Source organism: Nocardia sp. GCM10030253 (genome assembly GCF_042675075.1).
Taxonomy (GTDB): domain Bacteria; phylum Actinomycetota; class Actinomycetes; order Mycobacteriales; family Mycobacteriaceae; genus Nocardia.
Window position 1 is genome coordinate 380,307 of the sequence record NZ_JBHTDL010000007.1, and the last position, 21,726, is coordinate 402,032.

Here is a 21,726-nt window from a genome sequence, read left to right on the forward strand (position 1 = left end):
CATGCGAGTTCTGGTCACCGGGCACCAGGGTTACCTCGGGACCGTCATGGTTCCGGTGCTGCGCGCGGACGCGCATGATGTGGTCGGACTCGATTCCGGGTTCTTCGCCGATTGCGTACTCGGCAAGCTGCCCGGTGATCCGCCCGGCCTTGCCGTCGACCTCCGTGATGTGACCGTCGAGCAACTCAGCGGTTTCGACGCGGTGATCCACCTCGCCGCGCTGTCGAACGATCCGCTCGGCGCGCTGCAGCCGGAGATCACCTACGACATCAACCATCACGCGTCGGTCCGGCTGGCCCGCCTCGCGAAAGAGGCAGGCGTTCGGCGCTTCCTCTATGCCTCGACCTGCTCGGTCTACGGTGCGGCGGGCGAAGAACTGGTCACCGAGGACGCACCGCTGAAGCCGATCACGCCCTACGCGGAGAGCAAGGTGCGCGTGGAGGACGATGTCGCCGCGCTCGCCGATGCCGAATTCACGCCGGTGTTTCTCCGCAATGCCACCGCATTCGGCTTCTCGCCGCGGTTGCGCGCGGACATCGTGCTGAACAATCTGGTCGGATACGCGGTGCTCACCGGCGAGGTCAAAGTGCTCTCCGATGGAACACCGTGGCGCCCACTGGTGCACGCGGCCGATATCGCGACGGCCTTCGCGACCTGCCTCACCGCACCGACCGAGTCGATTCACTGCCGCGCGTTCAACATCGGCACAGAGGCCAACAACCTGACCGTCGCGGATATCGCGCAGGCCGTGGTAGACGCGGTGCCGGGTTCGCGACTGAATATCACCGGGGAAAGCGGAGCCGATCCGCGCTCCTACCGCGTCGACTTCTCCGCCGCGCGCGACGCCATCGGCTTCCGCGCCGCATGGAGTGTTCCGGCGGGCGCGCACGAGCTGTACCAGGAATACACAGCCAGGGGACTCACCAGTGAAGACTTTTTCCACCGGTTCACCAGACTCCCGCACCTGGAGAAGCTTCGCGACGCAGGATTTCTCGACGCCTCGATGCGACGGGTCGACGGTTCGGGTGTCACCGCACTCAGGTGATCAGCTGCTGCCAACTGCCCGCGGCACGGTCACGGGCGGAGACGACGGTGACCGGCAACGGCCAGACAATGGCCAGGTCCGGGTCGTCGTAGGCCACGCCGATGTCCTCGGTCGGATCGTGCGGGCGGTCGATGCGGTAGCAGACGTCGGCCGTCGCGGTGAGCGCTTGGAAACCGTGCAGGAAGCCGGGCGGCACGTACAGGTGCCGGAAAGCGTTGTCGTCGAGCAGGAACGCCTGCTGTCGCCCGAAGGTCGGCGACGACGGCCGGATATCGACGAGCACGTCGTGCACCGCGCCGTGCGCGCAACGCACCAGCTTCGCCTCACCGCGCCCGGCACGGCCGTGCATGCCCCGGATCACGCCACGCGTCGAACGCGACTGCGAGTCTTGCAGGAACGACGCCGCGGCACCGGGCACACCCAGCTCGGCTTCGAACTCCTCGGCATCGAAAGTCCTGGTGAACAGCCCGCGTTCGTCACGAAACGGCTCCGGCACCAGGACAAGGACATCGGCGAGTTCGGTCGGCTCGATACGCACGAGGCCATGGTGTCACGAATGCGAGCGTCGTGAACGCCGACGGCGGACGTTGCCGCGGCTGTGGCGGCGACCGGCTGACGACGGTTCTCGATCTCGGCACGGTGCCGGCCGCCGACTACTTCCCCAGCGCCGACGCGGCGATCGGCTCCGAGGAGAACGCGCATCCGCTCCGGATGGACCTGTGCGGCACGTGCGGGCTCGCGCAGCTGGCCGACGACGACACTCGTACCGAGGAGCCGCGCGGCGTCGAACCGCGGGCGCTGCGCGATCAGGCCGCCGATGCGGTAGCGCGGGTAGCGCGCGCAGGCCTGCTGCGCGGTACCACCGTGCGTGAGTTCGGCAGCCCGCACGGCGGTACCTGGCTGCCGCTGCTCGCCGAACGCGGCTTCCGCACCAGTGCTGGACCCGCCGATGTGGTGCTCGACTGCTTCGGCATCATGCACGAGCCGGATCAGGCCGCGGCCTTCAAAGAACGGGCCGCCGCCACCGCGCCGGACGGGCTGCTGTTGATCCAGTACCACTCGGTGGCCACGATCGTGTCGGCGGGTCAGTGGAACGCGCTGAGGCACGGACACTTTGCCTACTATTCGCTGGCCGCAGTCAGCCGGTTGCTCGAGGTTGCCGGCATGAGCGTGGCGACGGCGTGGGAATTCGATCTGTACGGCGGCACCGTACTGGTCGGTGCAGTACACGGCGAGGTCGAGCCGGATGCCGCGGCGCGTGCCGTGCTTGCCGCGGAGGCGGAGCACACCGATGTCGACGCCATGCGCCGTCTCCAGCACACCACCGACCAGCATGCCGCAACGTTGCGGGAGTGGCTCGAAGCGACCGCCGCACGCGGGCCACGGGTGTACGCCTACGGCGCAGCCTCCCGCGCGGTGGCACTGTTCAGCCTGGCCGGGCTGCACCGCGGACTCGTCGCGGCCGTGGCCGACGCCTCGCCGGCCAAACACGGCCGCCGGATGCCCGGCACCGATATCCCGATCATCTCACCGACCGAACTGGTCGCGGCCCGACCGGATTTGGTGCTGCTGACGCTGCGTGATCTGCTGCCCGAGGTTCGAGCCGAGTTCCCCGAGCTGGGTGGACGCTGGGTGCTCGACGACCCGGCGGGCCCCTCGGAGGGATGGTGAGATGTTGCATTGAATTTGCTGTGCCGCAACCAGATTGTTGCTGAATCAACGCAATGTAGTTGACATGACTTGCTTTATTTACCGTCACCAGCCGACCCGGGACGATTGAAGGGCTTGTCGCCCCCATAACCGGGGGGTCGGGCGTCGAGCGCGGCAGAGCGCTCGGCAGCGTGAGGGGAATCTAAGGGGAAAACTGATGAGGGAAACAACACCGTTTCGTGGCCGGAGTCTGCGCATGTTCGCGATGGCCTCGGTCGTCGCGTCCGGGCTGATCTTCGCGAATGGCACCGCCGCGGCCGCCATCGACAGCACCAATCAGGTCGTCGACCACAGTGACCGCATGGTCGAAGCAATCCAGTCGGATACTCGCATCGATTTCGTGTCACCGCTCGATGGAAACCCGTTGACCCGCGAGTGGTTCCACAACGGCGAGGCGGCATTCCGGATCTCGGGCCCGAACGCGGACGACTGGACCGGTCACATCACCGTCGGCTACCAGGTCGGCTTCCCGGCCACCCTCAACGGAAAACTGCGATTCGAGTGGTCGTCACCGAGTCTCGGCCTCGATCTAGGCGGCAGCGAGGGCGCGGTGCTGAAACTCAACGACCTGATCCCCCGCGGCGGCATTCAGCTCGAGGTCGGTTTCGGTCCCGGCATCCAGACTGTCGAATGCGCGGGCGGCGACGTCTCCGGCTCTTCGGGATTCATCCGGATGTCCGGTTTCCACGGCACCGTCACCGGAGTTCTCGGCCCGACCAACATCCGTCCCTTCGTTCAGGTGGTCAGCTCCAGCGGCGACGTCGTCGTGACCTACGGCAGGCTCTGGACCATCTGAGCTTCGACATAGCGAACGTGGTGTCCCTGCCGGGGGCACCACGTTCGTCGTCGAGAGCGCGAGCTTCAGAGCAGATCGGGGCGGTGCCGCACGGTCGCCACGGTCCGGATCCGCAACCGCTGTAGCGCCGCCTTCGCCAGCCGGGTATCACCCGCAAGCACGTCGGCCCGCTTCACCAGCTCCGGGTAGTCACCCGCGAGTCGGTGGTGGAAGCGGAGCATATCGGTGAGCTTGCTCACCGTCGAGGTGCTACTGCACAGATTGAACGATGAATTCCGCCACGCGGCGGTGATTTCGGACATCCCGTAGAACACTCCGAACGACGACACCCGCGCGAACAGGTCGACGTCCATCGGGAATACCAGGTCTCCACGCAACCCGCCGACGCGGTCGAAATGCTCGCGATGGAACATCGCCGCCGCGGTCGGCCCGAAATCGGCGGGGCCACGTCGCACGATCGTGCGCGCCAGCGCACGGGCAGTCTGCCTGCCCTCCAATCCGGCGAGCCCGAGCTCCGTTTCCAGTACCTCCCCGGCCTCGTCGATCACCTCGAACCGGCTGGCACAGATGGCGATCGACTCGTCGGCCATCACCTTCAACTGCGCGGTCAGCGCGCCGGGTCGCAGCACATCATCGGCGCAGACGACCTTCACGAGCGTCCCGGTCGAGGCCCTGATCACGGTGTTCCAGTTGTCACCGATCGGCAACACGGAATCATTGCGGATCACCCGGATGCGCGGGTCGTCGAACGAGTGCGCGATCTCGGAGGTCGCGTCGGTGCTCGCGTTGTCCAGCACGACGAGCTCGAAATCCACTTCCTGCTCGAGCACCGAGCGCAGCGTCGCCGCGAGCGTGCGCGCCGAGTTATAGGCCGGAACACATACCGACAGCGTTGTCATGACAGGTACCCCCTATACGGTTGCCCGGCGCACCGGGCCGCTCTCCACCAATCGGAACACTCGTTCCAAGCCGGCCCGGCTGGCATCGATCTGCTCGACGGCCTTCTGCCGCAACGGATCCCGGACCGCCGGCGCATCGTCCCACACCTCCCGGATCGCGCGGCCGAGATTGTTCTCGAGCTCCGCATCATTCAGATGTACCACCCGCAACCCGGCGCCGAACATTTGGGCCAGGCCGTGGAACTTGTCGTCGTAGTACTCCGAGGCGGTAATTCCGACCGCAGGAATGCCTTGCGACAGTGCGAATACCGCTAAATGGTAGGCGCTCGTTACAAGTACCCGGCAGCGCGCTACCTGGCGCGCCACATCGTGCGCGGTGCCGCCACGTCCGACCGGTGACTCCGACCTTGCCGCCCCGGCCAGCAGCGGCAAGGTCGCGAGTCGATCCTCCGAGGCGTATTCGGAGATGATCAGTGGCACCACGCCCGCGTCGAGCTCGACAGCCTGGTTCCGGACCACCCCGCCGAGCGTCGTCTGGGCGGCCGCGCTGACCTTCGAATAGTCGGCCACTCGCAGGCACAACCCGATATCGGTCCCGATTCGCGCGCCGCGCAGCCGGTAGCCGAACTCGACCGCGTCGTCGCCGGTGATCATGACCCGTTCGGGCTCGACGCCGAACCCGGTCAGCAGTTCCGGGCCGCGGCGGCGTTCCCGCAGCGCGATGAAGTCGGCCTCGGGCAGTACCTGCGTGGCACGGCGCAACAGCAGCGGATCCCGCAGCGGCCCCATGCCCTGCCCGACCATCGCCGTCGGAATGCCCAGTGCATGGGCACGTTCGAGCAGGTCGAGGGTGCGACTGGCTTGATAGCGGTCCACATCGGTCATGTAGCCGCCGCCGAGCGCGAGGACCAGCGACGCCTGTGTGACGGCGGCCGGGATCTCGACCGGGAACGCGTCGTCGGTCACCGCTGCAACGGCATAAGGCTCGTGGTCCCGGCGCGCGCGTGCACTGGAACGGAGGGCGCGCAGCCGATCCTTCGGCCCGTCGGTCGCGGCGCGCCACCGGAGAGCCGCCGGGCCGAGGAGTCTGGTTCCGGCCGTTCGGGACAGCTGTCCCAGCCAATTGTCCGATCCCCAGCACCACGCGGGTCCGCAGATCGGTTCCGCCTCCGGCAGCAGTGCCTGAAGTACCGCGGGTTGATGGGTCAGCACGCCGATGCGCGCCTGCGGCCAGCGTTCCCGTAGCCGCTCGATAGTGACGGTCATCATGGCGATATCGCCACGATTGCGTAGCCAGTACTCCCCGTTCTCGACAAGTACTCGAATCTCTTGCTGGTCGATATCGGAACGATCTGCAACCGAATGCTCGGTCCCCACTGCGCTTCCTCCCGCCAGTCCCCGCGGGTCGGTTCGTGCTGAACACGAACTCGTTGTGAAATCTACCGCAACCGAGAGTTGTCGGCCAGCGTTGCGGATATCCGTTCCGGTAGGTTTTGTCCCCTAATCCGTTGTGCGCTTCGCGATTTCGCCCGAATGGATCGCACGCAGCGATGCTCCCGCAAAGGCCGTGCAGTAGTCGATGAGGTCGTCCATCGGGACCTCCAACCGGCCACCCTGTTTCTCCACGATGACCCGCTCCAGCATGCCGACCACCGACAGCGCGAAGATGTCGACGATCTGCGCGGGCGGATTATCCGCAGGCCGCGCGTCGGTGGCAGTGGCCGCGACCAGTTGAGCGAACCGCCACAGCGCATCGCGCAGGCGATGCTCCGCCCCGGCCGCCGTCGGCTCGACGAACACGATGCGAAGTTTGCGCGGATCCTGCGCCAGCGCCGTGAGATACGTGCCGATGCCTGCCCGCAGTTTGCGCGTCCCCCGCGGCGGCGTCGCATCCACCGCACGCGCCACCGCGACGAACAACTCATCGATGACGTGGTCGAAAACCACGGCGAACAACTCACGCGTCCCGGCGAACGACTCGTAGAAGTACCGGTCGGTCAGCCCCGCCGCCCGGCAGAGGTCCTTGACGCCGGTCGCCGAATACCCGCGGGTGCCGAACAATTCGAGCCCGGCCTCCAGGAGTTTGCCGCGCCGGGCCGCGACCCGGGCTTCCGCGCCGACACCGCCATAGGAGCGAACGGGTCGCCGCTGCTGTGGCGTACTCACGACACCTGCACCAACGTCGTTGTCATGCCTGCATTGTCTCCCATCGGCCGCAACCATCTGATAAATATGACGATCAGGATAGTCAGAATTAGACGGGGTCTTCATGACAACTCAGCGTTCAGCGGCAACTCGGCGTTCATCGACAGCTCGGCAGCAGGACCCGGAAGTCAGCAGGCGCTCACTGCTGCGCGGCGCGGCGGCGGTGGCAGGAACCGCGGGGCTGGCGGCGACGACGGGAATGGTGGCGGGACCGGCTGCGGCACGGACGCCACGCAGGCGAAACGGCCCGGCGCGTAACACCGTTGCGGTGCTCGGCGCGGGCATCGGCGGCCTCACCGCCGCCCACGAACTGGCCGAGCGCGGATTCCAGGTAACCGTCTTCGACCGCAAGGAGCTGGGCGGCAAGTCCCGCACCATTCCGCTGCCCGGCACCGGGGGCGACGGCCGAGCACCGCTACCGGGCGAACACGGCGCCAGGGGCTTCACCTCGTTCTATCACCACGTACACGACACGATGCGCCGTATTCCGGTGCCCGGCACCGGGAAAACCGTCTACGACAACCTGATTCCGTTCTCGGTGAACGATCCGCGCTACCCGCGCGCGAACAATCTTCCCGATGGCTTCCCCCTCATGTTCGGGTTCTATTTCGATCCGAGGCAGGCGCTCACGCCGGAGGGCATGCAGCGCACCCTGGTCGAAGTGTTCATGAAGAACAACCTGATCCCGCTGCCGGAGGCGATGTACATGGCCGGGCGGGTGATCACCTATCTCACCTCCAGCGAGGAGCGGCGTTTCGGGCAGTGGGAGCACGTCAGCTGGTGGGATTTCGTCGGTGCGGGCACCCGTTCCGCCCAGTTCCAGGCGCTGGCCGCGACCGGACTCACCCGCGCGCTCGTCGCCGCCAAGGAATACGTGGCGAGCACCAGGACGATGGGCAATATGATGGAGGGCTTCTTCATCGCGTTGCTGCAGGAACTCACCGGCGGCCCGAAGGTGTATGAGGTCCTCAACGGTCCGACCAACGAGGCCTGGCTCGATCCGTGGATCTCCATGCTGCGCACCATGGGTGTGCGGTTCCACCCCGGCCACGCATTGGACGGCTTCGTGGTGACCGACGACCGGATCGGTGGCGCCCGCATCCAGCGCCCGGACGGGTCGACGCAGGTCTTCGAGGCGGATTGGTATGTCTGCGCGGTGCCGACCGACCGGGCCCGTGGCCTGTGGTCGCCCGAGATCCGCGCCCTCGACCCGGCTCTCGGACGGATGGACGCGCTCACCGTCGACTGGATGAACGGTATGCAGATGTTCGTCACCGAGAAGCTGGAGCTCGGCGCGGGATACAACATCTACCTCGATGCGCCGTGGCGGCTGACTTCTTACACCCAGCGCGCGTTCTGGGATGTCGACTACGCCGCGAAGTACGGCGACGGCAGCATTGTCGACGGCCTCACCATCGACATCGCCGATTGGGACACCCCCGGCATCCTCTTCGGAAAAACGGCCAAGCACTGCACGCGCGCGGAGATCTACCAGGAGACCTGGGCGCAGATGACCGCGGCGCTCAACGATGACGGCAGGATTCAGCTGAAGGAGGGCATCGTCCGCGAATGGCTGCTCGACCCCGGTATCACCTGGGCCGACGGGCAGAATCACAACGACGAGCCGCTACTGGTCAATACGATCGGATCCTGGGCCGATCGGCCCACCGCGAACACGAAGATTCCGAACCTCTTTCTGGCCGCGGACTACGTGCGGACGAACTTCGATCTGGCAACCATGGAGGGTGCCGACGAAGCGGGCCGCACCGCCGTCAATGCCCTGCTGGAGGCTGCCGGCTCGACCGCGCCGCGCGCCCAACTGTTCACCCGCGATTCGATACCGGCATTCGAGCCGCTGCGCCGATTGGACGCGGCGCGTTATCTGGCGGGGCAGCCGAATCTTTTCGACCTTAGTTAGATCTCGGCAAACATCGCAGCCGGCCGTGCCCTCGGCGCACCGGGCGCCGGGATCCACCGCACGCGCCCGGCGTCGCACGGGCGACAAGGGACTGCTCCAGCCGCTAGTTGATCTTCCTCGCGCGCCCGAAACGCCGGATGTCACCTAGACTGTTGCCCGGGAAGCGAGTTCGGTAGGAGGGCTCGCATCAAGATCGCCAGCAACAGGGGGCAACGGTGACGGCACCGACTGGGCCGCTCCGCGTACATATGACCGGGTCCGAGTGGTTCGCCGCTGCGCCGGGCGGACTCAATCGGTACTTCACCGACCTGTTCGACGCACTCACCCGACAGCCTAATGTCGCGGTGTCCGCCGCCGCCTTCGGCGCGGTGTCCGCGGACCCCGCCGCGGGCCTGCCCGGAGCCCGGTCCTGGGGCCCGCTCGGCGGATCGACCCTGCATCGCGCGCGCACGGCATTCCTCGACCGCACCGAATTGCGCCGAGCGACGGTGCTCGACCGGCACTTCTGTCTCTACGGACCCGCGGCGATCGATCGCCGCGGGCGGATACCGCTGGTTGTGCACTTTCACGGTCCGTGGGCGGCCGAAAGCAGGCTCACCGGTCAGAGCGAACTCGGCGCGCGGGCAAAATACCTGGTCGAACGCCTGCGGTATGCCGGAGCGGACCGATTCGTCGTGCTGTCCAACCATTTTCGCGACGTGCTCAGCACCGACTATCGGGTGCCCGCGGAGCGAATCGCGGTCATCCCGCCGGGTGTCGATCTCAGCCGTTTCCGCGCGACACCGATTCCGTCCGCCGCCGATCAATCCGCGGTCAGCGCAGCGCAGCGCACCGTCCTGTGCGTGCGCAGGCTGGAACGCCGCATGGGCATCGACAATCTGCTGCGCTGCTGGCCAGAGGTCCTCGACCAGCATCCCGATGCCCGTCTCGTGCTCGTCGGAACCGGGACGGCGGAGCGGGAATTGCGCGATCAGGCCGCTGCGATGGACAGCAAGGCGGCTGAATCTATAGTCTTCGCCGGGCACATCGACGACACCCGACTCACCGAGCTCTACGAGCAGGCCGAACTGACCGTCGTCCCCACTATCGCGCTGGAAGGATTCGGCCTGATCGCGTTGGAATCGCTCGCGGCAGGCCGCGCGCCCATCGTCACCGATTGTGGCGGACTCCCGGATTCGGTACGTGGGCTCGACCCTTCGCTGATCGTGCGGGCGGGTGATGCCGACGCACTCGGCGAGCGGATCGCCGCCGCATTGCGCGGCATCCTACCCTCCCCTGCCGAATGTCGCTCGCACGCAGAAACTTTCTCGTGGGATGTCACAGCGGAGCGACATTTGACGATGTACGAGGAATTAAGGCAATGACCAAAGCCCTCTTCCTCGCGCACACCGCCGCACCGTCCGGTGCCGAACTCGCCACCATGCGACTGCTGTCGGCACTGCGCGAGCTCGGGCGCACCGAGGTCACGGCGATATTCACGGAGGATGGCCCGATGGTCGAGCGCATGCGGGCGCGCGGGATCGAGACCCGGGTGCTGCGAAGCGGATTCGACAGCCGTGCCATGACCATCGGATCCGGCCCGCTCCGGCTGCTCGCCGGGTTCCTCGCGCTGCTGCGCCTTGGCTGGACGCTCGGCGCCACCGCGAAACAGGTGCGCGCCGAGGTGCTGGTCGCCGAGAGCAGCAAGGCACTGGTGATGGGCGCGGTCGCCGCGCGCCGCGCCGGCATTCCGCTCGTCTGGCAGGTGCACGACCGGATCGCCGTCGACTACTTCGGCCGGGTGCCGACTCTCGTCCTGCAAGCCCTCGGACGACTGGTCGCCCGCGGCTACATCGCTAATAGCAAAACAACATTGGCGACACTGCGCGCCGGCTGCAGCCCCGCGATCGTCGCCTACCCCGGCGTCGAATTCGACACCGACGCCGACCCTCGGCAGCGCGCCGACCAGCGCATGCCCGAGGAAACGGTGGTTGCCGTCGTCGGCAGGCTCAGCCCGTGGAAAGGCCAGGACGTACTGCTGCGCGCCGCAGCCGCCGCGAAAGTACGCCCGCACCGGATCTTTCTGGTCGGTGGCACCTTCTTCGACGAAGAGCCCTACCGTGCCGAATTGGAGCGCCTCGCGCGCGACCTCGCGCTGCCCGTGACCTTCACCGGACACGTGGAGGACCCGAATACCCATCTGCGCGACGCGGATATCCTGGTGCACTGCTCGGTCCTGCCCGAGCCGTTCGGCCAGGTCGTCGTGGAGGGTATGCACGCGGGCTGCGCGGTTATCGCCGCAGGTCCGGGTGGCCCCGCCGAAATCGTCGAGCCTGGCGTCAGCGGGCTGCTCGTGGATGGCGGCGACGCACACCAACTCACCGCCGCGCTGGACACTCTCATCGAGGATCCCGCATTGCGCACTCGCTTGGCCGCCGCGGGCCGGGTCCGCGCCCGACACTTCGATATCGAGGCATCGGCACACACCGTCGCCGATTTCCTCGACACTTTCGCCCGACGCACCGGCACTGCGAAACACCCGGATCCGGGAGGACAGACTCCGCGTGTCGAACGGAACCCGCATGTCTGAGCGCAAACACGCCGCGGGCCATCCCCCGCCGCCGGGCCAACGGCCGCCATCGACCACCGGCGGCGCCCACCGCAAGCACGACGGCGGCCGTGGCCGCGACGGTGGCGGCGCGCACCGCTCGCAGGGCATTGTCGCGGTGCTGCGCGATATCGGGCTCGTCACCTTCGGCAAGTACGGGCAGTACGTCATCACGCTGGTGACGGTGCCGCTGATCGCCCGGGTCCTCGGCGCCCACGGCCTCGGCCTGCTCGCGATCGGCATGTCGTCGTACTTCATCGGATCGCTGCTCGTCGACCTCGGCATCACCTCGTTCCTGGCCGCGCGCGTCCATGATTCGCACGACCGCGATCGCACCGCGAACATCAACCAACTGCGCGGCGATTACCTCGCCATCCGATCGGCGATCCTCGGGCTTATCGGTGCCGCCCTGCTGATCAGCCTGGCGGCAGGCGCGTCGGAGCAAGTGGAGATGCTGCTGCTCGGGCTTTTCGCGGGCGGATTCTGGTCGGTCTCCGAGGACTGGCTGCTGATCGGGCAGGGCAGGTTCGGCTCGTCCACCGCGTATCAAGCGGTCGGCCGGGTGGGTTATCTCGTGCTGCTCGTCGTGGTGCTGCCGCGGATTCCCAGCGCGGAGATCGCGATGCTGTGCCTGCTCGTTTCGTCCATTCCCACCGTGATACTGACCTGGTGGGACTCGCTGCGGACGTTCGGCCCGCCGTCGCGGCCACGGCACTTCCGCGAGGTACTGCGCACAGGTGCGCCGGTTTTCGCCTCACGGCTGTTGGTCACCACCTACGGGCAGGGCGCCGCCGCAGTGTATGCCGCGGTCCTGGACGCGGTCTCGCTCGGCCTGTATTCCGCGGGCGACCGGCTGGTGCGTGCCATCCAGTCCACGCTCGACCCCATCGGTTTCGCATTGCTGCCGCGGATGGCGAAGCGCAGCGCCGAGGCCGGATTCTGGCGGCGCGCGCTGCAGGCACTGTCGGCCTGCGTGTGCGCGGCCTGCCTCGCCGTCGTCGCGGTATGGCTGGCCGCTCCTATGCTGATCCATCTGGTCTTCGGTGACGAGTTCGCCTCGGCGGTCGGACTGTTGCGCGTCGAGGTCTTCATGCTGCCCGCCACCACCATCACCTCCTTCATCACCACCGCCGTGCTGCCGGTGCGCCAGGACACCACCGGCGTGCTGATCGGCGCGATCCTCGGAACCTGTGTGGCGGCCATCGCCTTGGTCATCGCCTTCCGCACGCACTCGGTGTGGACGCTGGTCTACGGCAGTGTGATCGTCGAATGGACGGTCGCGCTCTGGTATCTCGCGCGCATCCGCACCCTCATCGTCCGCGAGCGCGCACTGTCCGCCGCGGGAAGTCCCGCGGTCGTGCTGATGCGTGAGGAGAGACGCTCGTGAAAATCCTGTATGTCGGCGACGACTGGGTCGGCAGTAATGCCCGCTCGCTGGCCGATGGGTTCCGGCAGGCCGGACACGAGGTCGTCGTGATCGACTCCACCCCGGTCACACTGCCGACCCGGCTGTCGCCGCCGTGGCTCTACGCCAAGGCCACGCACCGGCGCGCGCCGTGGGCCGTCGAGCAGGTGCATGCCGAGATAGACCGCGCCGCCGCCGATTTCCGGCCGGACGTGCTGTTCGCCTTCAAATCGGTGCACCTCGACCAGCGGCGGCTGCTGGACACACCGGCCCGACTGCATGTGCACTACAGCCCCGACGACGTCGCCAACTCCGAGAACATCAGCCCCGAATATCTCGCGCACGAATCCGAATGGGACCTGATCGTCACCACCAAACAGCACAACGTCGCCGAGCTGCGCGAGCGTGGTGCCCGCGCGGTGACCTTCGTGCGCAGCGCCTACGACCCGGCCTGGCATCATCCGGCCGCTCGGCGCGGCGCGCGACAGTTCCTCGTCGGGTTCATCGGCGTCTGCCGTCCAGACCGTCGCGACGACATGGTCGCACTCGCCCGCACCTACGGTGACCGGATGCTGGTCCGCGGTCCGGGCTGGCGTCGGGTCCCGGAACTGCACGCCACCCGCGCGGTGGTGGCCGGACCGGTGTATGGGCAGCACTATTCGGCGGTGATCGCCGATGTCACCGCCAACTTGGTACTGCTCAACTCGGACAATCGCGATACCCACACCTGCCGCAGTTTCGAAGTACCCGCCGCAGGCGGGCTCTTCGTCGGCCAGCGCACCGACGAGCACGCCGAGTTGCTGCGCGACACCGTCGAGTGCTTTCTGTTCACCGAACCTGCGGAGCTGCACGAGATCTTGACCTGGTGCGCGACCCATCCGGAACGGGCGGCCGCCGTCGCCGAGGCCGGATACCGGCGGATCGTCGGCGACGGTCACCGGTATGTCGACCGCGCCCGCGAAATCATCGCCGCGCTCGAACAACCCACGGCCGCCACGCCTGCGGGTGACACTGTGCCTGCGGACGACACCGCGTTTCCAGGTAACACGGCGCGCCGTCCCGACGAGGCACAGTCGTGAGTGCCTATACCGAGATCGCGCTGATCGCCTGCGCGCTGGCGACCCTTGTGGTCGCGGCAGCCTGGATCCCCGGTATCGCACGGGTATTCGTGATCGCGCAGGCCGCCTTCTGGTCGCTGTCGTATGTCGCACGCCCTGTTGTTCTGCTGTGGGTGCAACCCGACCCGCACTACGGCGACAACGTGCCCGATCCGCGCCTGGCCGAATACGGTTACGACGACAGCATCGCGCTGGTCCTGCACCACGTCGTGTTCGGCCTGTGGGTATACGCGGCGCTCATTGTCGGGTATGCGATCTGGTCGCGTCGGCGGTCCTCGACACTCGGCGTCGCGCGTGAGCCCGCGATCGTCGCCGACCCGGATTTCATTCCGGCGCTCACCGCCATCTATGCCGTCGGCGTGCTCGGGCGGGCGGCCACCATGGCCGCGGGCGCCACCGGCAAGGCGGGTGACGTCGACAGCGCCAACCCGATTCTCAACTTCGTCGCCATCCTCGGCACGGTCGCCGCACTCGGGCTGATCATCTTCGCCAGGCCCGCGCGGCAGGCGACGACGGTGCTGCTGCTGGGCGGGCTGCTTGTCATGGAGCTGGGGTGGACCGTGGTCACCGAGTCCAAGACCCCGATTCTCGGCGCCGCGCTCGCGGTGGCGGTCCGCTTCGCGATCGTCGGGTGGACCAGGGCCAAGGCCGTCGGCGTCATGGTGATCGCGGTCCTCGGCATCGGCGGCTTCGGCTGGCTGCAATCGTTCAAGTCCACGGAATTCGCGAAAAGCGAGTCGGCGCTGGCCAATTCGGGCTACCCGCCGATTGTCCAGCCGTTTCTCAGCATCCTGCGCCGCTTCGACCTGCTCGAAGCCGCCACCGACGCCTACTTTCACGGACCCGGCTTCTGGGTTGCGCCGGAGGAGGTCGTCCGGCACGCCACACTGAGTCTGATTCCCGCCCAGTTGCTCGGCACGGAGAAGTTCCAGTCCGGCACCGCGTGGGCCAACGACGTGCGCGGCGCCTCGGTGGACATGACCAGGGTCTCGGTGTCGCTGGCCGAGGGAAATGTCAACGAGGGCTATGTCATCGGCGGTTACGTCGGTGTGGTGGTGTCGGTCGCCTTCACCTTCCTGTTGCTGCTGGGGTGGGCCAAGGCGCTGCACTCCCACTACTTCCCGATCGTGGTGCTCGGCCTGGCCCTGACCGGCGCCTCCGCGCTGTTCGAGCGCGGAATCCTGGGCAGCATGGAAGTGCTCGGCAAGTTCCTGCAGTCCGCCGTGCTCGCATGGCTCATCTATCTGGTGGTCAAAGAGTATCGGCGACGCGCCCTGGCCGGGCCGTCGCCGCTCGCGCCGCCCCAAGCAATACCAGTATTCATCGGGAAAAGAGGATCCGGGCAATGGGATTGATCGACTACTGGCATATCGCGCGCAGGCGCTGGCTGATCATTGCCGGTGCGCTGCTGCTGTGCGGCCTCGCAGCAACGGGATACGCACAGAGCCTGCCGACCACCTATGTGGCCTCCAGCAGCATGTATGTCACGATGGCCACCGGAACCTCCGTGAACGACTCGTATCAGGGCGGCCTGGCCGCGCAGCAGCGCGTGCGCTCCTATGTCGATCTCGCCAACAGCGCCACGCTGGCCAAGCGCACCATCGACGATCTCAGTCTGAAGATGTCCATCGGTGATCTCCAGGACAAGATCACCGCTACTTCGCCGCCCGCGACCACGATGATCATTATTTCGGTCAGCGACAGCACCCCGACGCGGGCGCGCGATATCGCCAACACGGTGGTCGCCCAATTCCGCCGCCTCATCGGCGAACTCGAAACCATCGAGGTCGGCGCCGCGCCCGCCGCGCGGGTCGAGGTGATCGACCGCGCCGAGCTGCCCACCGGGCCGACCGGTCCGCAGACCACGCGGCTGCTCGTGCTCGGCGTGCTCGCCGGCCTCGGCCTCGGCTGCCTGGCCGCCTATGTCCGTGATCGCACCGACCGCACGCTGCGCACGTCCAACGATCTCGAAGCCGTGCTGCCGGTGCCCATCCTCGCCATCATCGATGCCGGCCGCCCCGGCGCCGACGACGAAACCCGGAGGCTGCGTACCCGACTGCTGCGCAACGGCGACGCGGCCACGGTCATGCTGACCAGCCTGTCGGCCAGGTCGGAGTCGGATGTCACCATGGCACTGGCGAAGTCGTTCGCCGACACCGGCCGCCATGTGGTGCTCATCGATGCCGATACGTCCAATGCGGGTCGCATGCAGCCGTACTCGTCGGAGCAATCTCCTGGGTTGGCCCGCGTGCTGCGCGGCTCGGCCCAGGTCCCCGACGCGCTGACCTGGTGGCAGCAGACCGGCGTCACAGTGCTGCCGCTCGGCGACGCCGACCCGCAGACCTCCGATCTGCTCGCCTCCCAGCGATTCGCGGCGGTCTTGGCCAAGCTGCGTACCGACTTCGATCACGTCATCGTGCAGGCGGCCCCGATCACCCACGCGGCCGACGCCATTGCGCTCGCCCCGCTGTGCGAACAGACGCTCGCGGTCGTCCAGCTCGGAACCACTTCCTCCGCGCAGGTGCGTGGCGCACTCGCCACCTTCGGCGACAGTAAGCTCACCGGCGTGGTGGCCCACAGCGTTCCGAGCAGCCGGCTGCAGCGACTGATGGGGAGGCCGTAGGGATGCCCGAGGACGCCGTCCGTCGGCGACGACTGCTAGCCGCATCGCTCGGTGCCGCCGCCGCACTTCCGCTCGCGGCGTGCGCCTCGCCCGAGGCGCCCAGCACGCCCTACCGCTCACCGAATGTCACCGACGCACCCGCGGCGCGCAATGTCCGTGACTTCGGTGCGGTCGGTGACGGCGTCGCGGACGACACCGCCGCGTTCGCGGCGGCGGCCGCGGTCGGCGATACGGCGCTCGTGCTGTACCTGCCCGCCGGTCACTACATGGTGCGGTCGTGGCCCGAAATGCATGATTACGCAACGATTCTCGGTGACGGTGCGGACGTGTCGATCGTGGTCTGCGACACGGACACCACACTGATCAACCTGCGCAGGCGCAATCGGGTCCGATTCGCCCGCCTCGGAATTTTCATGACGGGGGCGCGCTCCACGGCCGTCGTGCTCTCGGAGTGCTTTCGTTGTTCGTTCGACGCGGTGGTGATCCGCGGCAACCATCTCAGCGACAACCACCCGCGCTTTCTGGAGCAGCGCGGCGTCGTCCTGGAACACAACACCGGCGGCACCGCCTTCATCAACTGCGACATCAATAATTTCGGCGTCGGCATCGTCACGTCATGCATCCAGAACTACGTCACCTCCTCCAAGCTCACCAGCAACTACATCGGGGTGCTCGGCACCGGCAGCGACCACAACGCCGGACTGGCCATGACGAACGTCGAATTCGTTTCGGACAACGACCCGCGCACCACCGACAAGCACATCGCCATCGACGGCGCGGCCAACGACTGGTGGCTGACCAATATCTGGTTCGAGGGTGCGGACATCGCGGTGTCGGTCGGTCAGCGTGATCGTGGCGGACCTGCCCAATTCGGCATGACCAATTGCAAGGTCGCCGCACGCTCGGTCGGCGTGGACTTGGTCTACTGCCGTCAGCCCTACCTCGCCAACGTGCAGTTCGACGCCGACCTGGACAAGCCGCCTACCGAGCTGCGCATCGACCCCGCGGGCTGCCCCGAAGGCACCGCCATCAACCTGATCTCCAGTTCCACCGATGAACTCAGCCCGGCGATGTTCCCGGACGCCTGGCACGTCATGGGTCGCAACAGCGTGCACTCACCCCGGTTCACCGGAACGATCATCGGCAGGGCTGGCCGCGGCGATACCGATATCTTCCAGGCCCAGACCGCCGACGGAGCCGTGCGCTCCGCCGTACTATCCAGTGGCGCGTGGCTTTCCGATCATCCAGAGAGCGGGATCGTGCTCAAGGATCCGGCAGGCGGCTACTGGCGGCTCTCGGTAGCTACCGACGGTGCGATGAAAACGACCTCGCTCGGCAGTCAGCGACCCCGGGAGTGAGCTGTGACCGATCACCCACGGTTTTCCGGAATCCGACTCGGCCCGGCCATCCTGCACGGCGTCCCGGTCGTGCTACGGCCGCCCCGGATCGGGGACTACGCGCAGTGGCGGCGGATCCGATTGCGCGACCGGCGCTGCATCGAGCCGTTCTGGTCGAGTTCACCGCTGGACTGGGCCGCGCGGCACAGCGGGAAGCAGTGGGTCCGTGAATGTCTCATGGTCCGCGCGCAGGCACGCGCGGGTCGGCGGCTGTCCACGGTGATCGACGTCGACGGCCGCTTCGCCGGGCAGATCGAGCTCGTCTCGATCGAAACCGACACCGGATCCGCCGAAATGGGACTCTGGGTGGATGCCGACCTGGCCAGGCACGGTTTCGGTGGACTCGCGGCGTCGCTGGTTCTGGATTTCGCCTTCGATGTGGCGGGCCTGCAACGCCTCACCGCCCCGATCTCGCCCGCGAATATCGCCACCTCTCGCGGTGCCGCGCTCATGGGCTTCCAGCGCGAGGCGATGATGACGCGATATTTCGACGTCGGCGGTGCCCGACGCGACCACGAATTGTGGGCGATCACTCGGGAGTCGGTCCCGCCGAACGGCTTCACGGCACGCTGGATCGAACGCTACGACACCGAGCGTCCGGCCGTAACGACACCGGCCGCGCCGAGCACCTCCGGCGACGCACCGATTCCGGCAACCACTGTGCTCGTCGCCACCGCCCGGTATTACGCGGGGCGGACGTTGCACATGCTGGATCCGCTTCGGACACCGAAACCGATCCGGCTCACCGAGGCCGAGCATCCGGCCCTGGTGCTGCGTAGCCGCAGGCGTGCGGACTGGGCGCAGTGGTGCGCGGCGCGATTGCACAGCCGCGACCGACTCGACCCGCGGCCGGGCGAATCGGATGCCGCCTGGGCGGGCGAGCACTCCCGCTTCCGGTGGTGGCGCGAATTGCTGCGCGCCCGAACAGGGTTGCATTCCACGACGGGACTGGTGCTGGCGATCGAGGTGGACGGCGAGTACGGCGGCGAATGCAGGCTGTTCGATCTCGATATGTTCGACCGCAACGCCAAGATGTTCGTCTGGACCGACACCTCCTGCGATGAAAAGAACCGGCTGGCGGCGACACAACTGCTGCTCGATTACGCCTTCGCCGAACTCGGCCTGTGCCGGATCGAAACGGCCATCGAACTCGACGATCCGAACGCCGCCGAAGTCGCCGCCCGCGTCGGGATGATCCGCGAGGGCCGGATGCACTCCTACGTCGGCGCCTCCGGCCGCCGCGCCGACCACGACCTGTGGGCGGTAACTACACCGACCGACCAGTCCTCGCGAGGACAAGTCTCCGAACCGGACGTACAGTGATTCGGAGATTCCATCGCGCGCAAACAGATTCGTGCCGACGGCTTTCTGTGCGCGTGCCTCACGACTCATCGGGAGCCGATCATGGTCCATGTCTCGGGTAGCGACCCGTCGGCCGATCGCCGACCCTTCGCCCGCAGCAACGAACTCCAATCCCGCCTGCACGACCTCGTCCCCGGCGGTGCGCACACCTATGCGCGCGGCGCCGATCAGTATCCCGAGTTCATGGCGCCGATCCTGGTCCGAGGCAGCGGCGCCAGGGTGTGGGATGCCGACGGCAACTGGTATGTCGAATACGGGATGGGACTGCGTTCGGTCACCCTCGGGCACGGATACCGCCCGGTGCTGGATGCCGTCACCGCGGCGATCGCCGACGGCGTCAGCTTCAGCCGCCCGACCGAGCTGGAACTGCTTGCCGCACAAGACTTCCTGACCCTGGTGCCGGGCGCGGACATGGTCAAATTCGCGAAGAACGGCTCGGACGCGACCACGGCCGCGGTACGGTTGGCCCGTGCGGCCACCGGGCGCACCGTCATCGCGATGTGCGATCAGCCCTTCTTCTCGGTGGACGACTGGTTCATCGGGACCACTCCGATGGACAGCGGCATCCCGGTCGACGCGGCCGCGGGCACCATGAAGTTCCGCTACAACGACCTGCCCTCCCTCGCCGCCGTGCTGGACACCGGCGCGGTTGCCGCCGTCGTCATGGAGGCGGCCACCGCGCTCGCCGAACCGGAGCCCGGCTTCCTGGCGGGCGTTCGCGACCTGTGCGATCGCTACGGCACGCTGCTCATCTTCGACGAGATGATCACCGGATTCCGCTGGTCGGCCGGTGGCGCGCAAGCGGTGTACGGAATCCGCCCCGACCTGTCGTGCTGGGGCAAGGCCATGGGCAACGGCTTCCCCATCTCGGCGCTGGCGGGCAAACGGGAGTTCATGGAACTGGGTGGGCTGCGCACCGACCGCGATCGCGTGTTCCTGCTGTCCACTACGCACGGTCCGGAATCGAGCTCGTTGGCCGCCTTCCGCGCGGTCGTTCACGAGTACGCCACCGGCGACCCTGTCGCTCGCATGGAACACGCCGGGCAACTGCTCGCAGACGGCGTCAATGCGGTCGCCGCCGAACTCGGCATCGCCGACTACCTCCAGGTTCTCGGCCGCCCCTCCTGCCTGATCTTCGCGACCCGCGATCCCGAAGGCCGCCCCTCTCAAGAGTTCCGCACGCTATTCCTGCAGGAACTCCTCGAACGTGGCGTCCTCGGGCAATCCTTCGTCACCTCTGCCGCCCACACCGATGCCGACATCGCCCACACCATCGACGCCTGCCGCGAGGCGGCAGCGGTGTATCGCAAGGCGATCGAACAGGGGTGCGTCGACGGGCTGCTCGAAGGCCGCCCGGTCGCGCCCGCACTGCGCCGACACGCGGAGCCCCGCCGGGTCGACCCGACATGAATCCGCTTCTCGGTCCGCCGCGGACCGGCCCCGTTGCTCCGACAGGAAGTCGAATGAACCATCGCCGCAGTGCCGACGGCCACCCCGCACGTGTCGCCGAGTCGGTGACCGCATGAACGAGCCTCGTATAGCGATCGTGCACGAACGTTTCACCGAGTTCGGCGGCTCCGAGGCCGTTATCGGCGAATTCGTCGAAACCTGGCCCCACGCAGAAGTATTCGCGCCGATCGTCGACCCCGACGGTGTTCGTCCGCCGCTGAAAACGGTGCACGACACCTGGCTGAGCCGCGCCTACGCCGCGACCGGTGGCCGCTCGCACGCACCGCTGCTGCCTCTCGTACCCCGAACCTTGCGCAGGCTGCCGCTGCGCGGCCAGTTCGACGCGGTCCTCATCAGTCACCACTCCTTCGCCACCCAAGCCGTATTCGCCACGGACGCACCGACAATCGGCTATATCCACAGCCCGGCCCGCTGGGCATGGGACGCCGACTTCCGTGCCAAGGAGGCGGGCGGTCGAGCCGGTCAGGTGGCCCTCACGGCGCTCGGTCAACTCGCCCGCCGCGCTGAACTGCGCGCGGCGCCGCACCTCACCCACATCATCGCCAACTCACACGCCGTCGCCGACCGCGTTCAGGACTGGTGGGGGCTGCCCGCCACGGTGATCAACCCACCGGTGCAGGTCGAGCAGTTCACCCCGGATCCCGCGCTCCCCCGTGGCGACTTCTTCCTGTTCGCGGGCCGTCTGGTCCCCTACAAGCGCCCCGATCTCGCCATCCGCGCCGCACAACGTGCGGGGGTCCGCCTCGTCATCCTCGGCGACGGCCGTTTCCGCACCCAACTCGATGCCATCGCGGGCCCCGAAACCACCTTCCTCGGCGCCACCTCCTTCGATGTCCTGCTCGACACCTACCGGCGCTGCAACGCCCTGCTTATGCCGGGCATCGAGGACTTCGGAATCGTCCCGGTCGAGGCAATGGCCTGCGGCACACCGGTTCTCGCCGTCGGACAGGGCGGCGCGTTGGACACCGTCCGTCCCGGCGTCACCGGTGCGTACATCGACCACGGCACCGACGAGCACGTCATCGAAGGCATGGCCGAGGCGATGCGCGCCTTCGACCCGACCGCTTACCACCCGGCCGCGATCCGTGACCACGCAATGTCCTTCTCCCCCAGCGCCTTCCGCGCCAGGATCGCCGAAACGGTCGCCGCCGTCACGAATCCGTCGTGACAGTGGTGACACTGCGCCCGACT

18 protein-coding genes are annotated in these 21,726 nt (G+C 67.4%); 14 read left to right on the forward strand and 4 right to left on the reverse strand.

The genetic code is table 11. The annotated features are described in order from the left end of the window. The first annotated feature begins 1 nt into the window (after position 1). The gene (locus ACFQZZ_RS17765; protein ID WP_378681889.1) at positions 2-1,045 is read left to right on the forward strand and encodes an NAD-dependent epimerase/dehydratase family protein; all 1,044 of its coding nucleotides are present in this window, start codon (positions 2-4) and stop codon (positions 1,043-1,045) included. Here the strand turns inward: ACFQZZ_RS17765 and rfbC are convergent. Continuing rightward, on the reverse strand, positions 1,038-1,583 hold the full coding sequence (rfbC, locus tag ACFQZZ_RS17770) for a dTDP-4-dehydrorhamnose 3,5-epimerase (protein WP_378681421.1): 546 nt from the start codon (positions 1,581-1,583) through the stop codon (positions 1,038-1,040). The genes ACFQZZ_RS17765 and rfbC overlap by 8 nt on opposite strands. Before the next feature lie 29 nt (positions 1,584-1,612). Here rfbC and ACFQZZ_RS17775 point away from each other — a divergent pair, with 29 nt between their 5' ends. Next, the gene (locus ACFQZZ_RS17775) at positions 1,613-2,716 is read left to right on the forward strand and encodes a methyltransferase domain-containing protein (protein WP_378681424.1); all 1,104 of its coding nucleotides are present in this window, start codon (positions 1,613-1,615) and stop codon (positions 2,714-2,716) included. 196 nt (positions 2,717-2,912) lie between these two features. Continuing rightward, the gene (locus ACFQZZ_RS17780) at positions 2,913-3,551 is read left to right on the forward strand and encodes an MspA family porin (RefSeq protein ID WP_378681427.1); all 639 of its coding nucleotides are present in this window, start codon (positions 2,913-2,915) and stop codon (positions 3,549-3,551) included. A 65-nt stretch (positions 3,552-3,616) separates the two neighbouring features. Here ACFQZZ_RS17780 and ACFQZZ_RS17785 read toward each other — a convergent pair whose 3' ends face one another. From ACFQZZ_RS17785 to ACFQZZ_RS17795, 3 genes are all read right to left on the reverse strand, one after another. Then, entirely contained in the window at positions 3,617-4,450 is an 834-nt protein-coding gene (locus ACFQZZ_RS17785) for a glycosyltransferase family 2 protein (protein ID WP_378681429.1), read from the reverse strand. A gap of 12 nt (positions 4,451-4,462) precedes the next feature. After that, positions 4,463-5,827: a polysaccharide pyruvyl transferase family protein gene (locus ACFQZZ_RS17790; protein WP_378681432.1), complete on the reverse strand. Its 1,365-nt coding sequence runs from the start codon at positions 5,825-5,827 to the stop codon at positions 4,463-4,465. Between the two features lie 123 nt (positions 5,828-5,950). Next, the gene (locus tag ACFQZZ_RS17795; protein WP_378681435.1) at positions 5,951-6,616 is read right to left on the reverse strand and encodes a TetR/AcrR family transcriptional regulator; all 666 of its coding nucleotides are present in this window, start codon (positions 6,614-6,616) and stop codon (positions 5,951-5,953) included. A 103-nt stretch (positions 6,617-6,719) separates the two neighbouring features. Here ACFQZZ_RS17795 and ACFQZZ_RS17800 point away from each other — a divergent pair, with 103 nt between their 5' ends. The 11 genes from ACFQZZ_RS17800 (at position 6,720) to ACFQZZ_RS17850 (ending at position 21,703) form a co-directional block, all read left to right on the forward strand. Continuing rightward, on the forward strand, positions 6,720-8,573 hold the full coding sequence (locus ACFQZZ_RS17800) for an FAD-dependent oxidoreductase (protein ID WP_378681438.1): 1,854 nt from the start codon (positions 6,720-6,722) through the stop codon (positions 8,571-8,573). A gap of 248 nt (positions 8,574-8,821) precedes the next feature. After that, entirely contained in the window at positions 8,822-9,937 is a 1,116-nt protein-coding gene (locus ACFQZZ_RS17805) for a glycosyltransferase family 4 protein (RefSeq protein ID WP_378681891.1), read from the forward strand. After that, positions 9,934-11,142: a glycosyltransferase family 4 protein gene (locus tag ACFQZZ_RS17810; RefSeq protein ID WP_378681441.1), complete on the forward strand. Its 1,209-nt coding sequence runs from the start codon at positions 9,934-9,936 to the stop codon at positions 11,140-11,142. Before ACFQZZ_RS17805 ends, ACFQZZ_RS17810 begins: the two co-directional genes overlap by 4 nt. After that, positions 11,135-12,547: a lipopolysaccharide biosynthesis protein gene (locus ACFQZZ_RS17815; RefSeq protein ID WP_378681444.1), complete on the forward strand. Its 1,413-nt coding sequence runs from the start codon at positions 11,135-11,137 to the stop codon at positions 12,545-12,547. The genes ACFQZZ_RS17810 and ACFQZZ_RS17815 overlap by 8 nt, the downstream gene beginning before the upstream one ends. Beyond that, entirely contained in the window at positions 12,544-13,644 is a 1,101-nt protein-coding gene (locus tag ACFQZZ_RS17820) for a glycosyltransferase (protein WP_378681447.1), read from the forward strand. The genes ACFQZZ_RS17815 and ACFQZZ_RS17820 overlap by 4 nt, the downstream gene beginning before the upstream one ends. Beyond that, on the forward strand, positions 13,641-15,038 hold the full coding sequence (locus ACFQZZ_RS17825) for a hypothetical protein (protein ID WP_378681450.1): 1,398 nt from the start codon (positions 13,641-13,643) through the stop codon (positions 15,036-15,038). The genes ACFQZZ_RS17820 and ACFQZZ_RS17825 overlap by 4 nt, the downstream gene beginning before the upstream one ends. Further along, a complete protein-coding gene (locus ACFQZZ_RS17830) occupies positions 15,029-16,306 on the forward strand; it encodes a cellulose synthase operon protein YhjQ/BcsQ (RefSeq protein ID WP_378681453.1) in 1,278 nt (425 codons plus the stop codon). Before ACFQZZ_RS17825 ends, ACFQZZ_RS17830 begins: the two co-directional genes overlap by 10 nt. A 2-nt stretch (positions 16,307-16,308) precedes the next feature. Beyond that, positions 16,309-17,664 (forward strand): glycosyl hydrolase family 28-related protein, encoded by a 1,356-nt coding sequence (locus ACFQZZ_RS17835; protein WP_378681456.1) that lies wholly within the window; start codon positions 16,309-16,311, stop codon positions 17,662-17,664. 3 nt (positions 17,665-17,667) lie between these two features. After that, complete coding sequence (locus tag ACFQZZ_RS17840) at positions 17,668-19,026, forward strand: GNAT family N-acetyltransferase (RefSeq protein WP_378681459.1); 1,359 nt, start codon at positions 17,668-17,670, stop codon at positions 19,024-19,026. An 81-nt stretch (positions 19,027-19,107) separates the two neighbouring features. Then, positions 19,108-20,475 carry a glutamate-1-semialdehyde 2,1-aminomutase gene (locus tag ACFQZZ_RS17845; RefSeq protein ID WP_378681462.1) on the forward strand — a complete coding sequence of 456 codons (1,368 nt, stop codon included), beginning with the start codon at positions 19,108-19,110 and terminating at the stop codon, positions 20,473-20,475. Between the two features lie 112 nt (positions 20,476-20,587). Then, positions 20,588-21,703 (forward strand): glycosyltransferase, encoded by a 1,116-nt coding sequence (locus ACFQZZ_RS17850; RefSeq protein ID WP_378681465.1) that lies wholly within the window; start codon positions 20,588-20,590, stop codon positions 21,701-21,703. Positions 21,704-21,726: the final 23 nt, after the last annotated feature.

Bases quoted from the DNA above. Each gene is read 5' to 3' on its own strand.
- ACFQZZ_RS17830 (WP_378681453.1), top strand. From the start codon at position 15,029: ATGGGATTGATCGACTACTGGCATATCGCGCGCAGGCGCTGGCTGATC.
- ACFQZZ_RS17765 (WP_378681889.1), top strand. From the start codon at position 2: ATGCGAGTTCTGGTCACCGGGCACCAGGGTTACCTCGGGACCGTCATG.
- ACFQZZ_RS17850 (WP_378681465.1), top strand. From the start codon at position 20,588: ATGAACGAGCCTCGTATAGCGATCGTGCACGAACGTTTCACCGAGTTC.
- ACFQZZ_RS17845 (WP_378681462.1), top strand. From the start codon at position 19,108: ATGGTCCATGTCTCGGGTAGCGACCCGTCGGCCGATCGCCGACCCTTC.
- ACFQZZ_RS17835 (WP_378681456.1), top strand. From the start codon at position 16,309: ATGCCCGAGGACGCCGTCCGTCGGCGACGACTGCTAGCCGCATCGCTC.
- ACFQZZ_RS17785 (WP_378681429.1), bottom strand. From the start codon at position 4,450: ATGACAACGCTGTCGGTATGTGTTCCGGCCTATAACTCGGCGCGCACG.
- ACFQZZ_RS17780 (WP_378681427.1), top strand. From the start codon at position 2,913: ATGAGGGAAACAACACCGTTTCGTGGCCGGAGTCTGCGCATGTTCGCG.
- ACFQZZ_RS17815 (WP_378681444.1), top strand. From the start codon at position 11,135: ATGTCTGAGCGCAAACACGCCGCGGGCCATCCCCCGCCGCCGGGCCAA.
- ACFQZZ_RS17805 (WP_378681891.1), top strand. From the start codon at position 8,822: ATGACCGGGTCCGAGTGGTTCGCCGCTGCGCCGGGCGGACTCAATCGG.
- ACFQZZ_RS17800 (WP_378681438.1), top strand. From the start codon at position 6,720: ATGACAACTCAGCGTTCAGCGGCAACTCGGCGTTCATCGACAGCTCGG.
- ACFQZZ_RS17810 (WP_378681441.1), top strand. From the start codon at position 9,934: ATGACCAAAGCCCTCTTCCTCGCGCACACCGCCGCACCGTCCGGTGCC.